1 protein-coding gene and 1 pseudogene are annotated in these 1,130 nt (G+C 38.7%); both read left to right on the top strand.

Annotated features, from left to right (window positions below; translation table 11 throughout):
* Positions 1 to 227 (top strand): annotated as a pseudogene (locus ACF1AG_RS34845) (TetR/AcrR family transcriptional regulator); the annotation flags it as partial.
* On the top strand, positions 227 to 604 hold the full coding sequence (gene qacH, locus ACF1AG_RS34840; RefSeq protein WP_000121134.1) for a quaternary ammonium compound efflux SMR transporter QacH: 378 nt from the start codon (positions 227 to 229) through the stop codon (positions 602 to 604). The pseudogene ACF1AG_RS34845 and the gene qacH, both read left to right, overlap by 1 nt.
* Positions 605 to 1,130 lie beyond the last annotated feature (526 nt).

Genomic DNA, 1,130 nt, shown 5'->3' with positions numbered 1-1,130 from the left:
CTGCTATGTATAATAATCCAGATTTATTAGATGAATTCCGGCAGAGATACGATATTTTGCATACAAAGTTAATAACTGATGGAATTGATCCTGTCAAAATAACAATTACAAGATTATCCATAGATGGTCTTTGGTTTTCAGAAATATTTGGAATGGCACCATTAAATGAAGAACTAAAAACACAAGTTTTTGATGAACTAATAAACATGATTCAGGAGGACGAATAATGTCATATCTATATTTAGCACTTGCAATAGTGGGGGAGATTATTGGCTCTTCCCTATTAAAAGCATCTGAAGGCTTTTCAAAACTCTATCCTACAATAGGGGTAATAATAGCTTTCGTTGGTTGTTTTTTCTTTTTATCCTTGTCGCTAAAAACAATCCCCTTAAACACTGCATATGCATTATGGGCAGGTTTAGGACTTGTTTTGACTACAGTAATTTCAGTTTTAGTTTGGAAGGAAAAACTTAACATGGCTAGCATTGCAGGAATAACACTGATTCTTGTAGGAGTTGTAATATTGAATTTGTTTGGACCAGGACATGGAGAATCTGGTCATGAAGCAAGCGAAACTATTACAATGAATGAGACAATGGAATAACACATAAAAAAGTCCTTCTTAATAAAGAGAAGGACTTTTTAGCTTAATTAAGGGTATTTTTTGAAGTCCTTATTCAACAAACCTGCGTACGTTAGTTTAAGTGTATCACTTCACAATTCCAATAGAGTAGAGTTTATTGAGACATAATGAAATTAGCGTTTTAAATGACTTCTGACTGTCTCATAAGACTTGTATCAAATGCTTACCGTTGTAAATCCGCATTTCCCTGACGCTACCCCTAGAAGCGTCTTTTTTGCTTTTTAAGGGTTTTTACTAGGGGCAACCTCTTACAAAGGCGAGAGAGGCCCGTATGGCGTCTGTCAACGGTACCGGACCGAAGGGAGGATAAGGAGTTGATAGACTCACTTCACCAAGACCCTCTTGGTGTCTCAAAAGGCAACACCTTTTGAGCTGCCTACCGGCGAGGGAGCCCCTCAAGGATTGAGGGGTTGGGGAGTTCGATTAAGGGGGTCTGGGGAAGAGTTCCCCAGTGGGTTTGGGCAAAGCCCAAGGTTTGGCTTTTAGC

The sequence above is a fragment of the Streptomyces sp. NPDC014764 genome (genome assembly GCF_043082785.1).
Taxonomy (GTDB): domain Bacteria; phylum Actinomycetota; class Actinomycetes; order Streptomycetales; family Streptomycetaceae; genus Streptomyces; species Streptomyces althioticus.
Note: the sequence above shows the minus strand (reverse complement) of the source record. Positions and strands in the feature narration are given on the sequence as shown.

Coding starts and splice junctions, on each gene's coding strand:
- qacH (WP_000121134.1), top strand. CDS start 227: ATGTCATATCTATATTTAGCACTTGCAATAGTGGGGGAGATTATTGGC.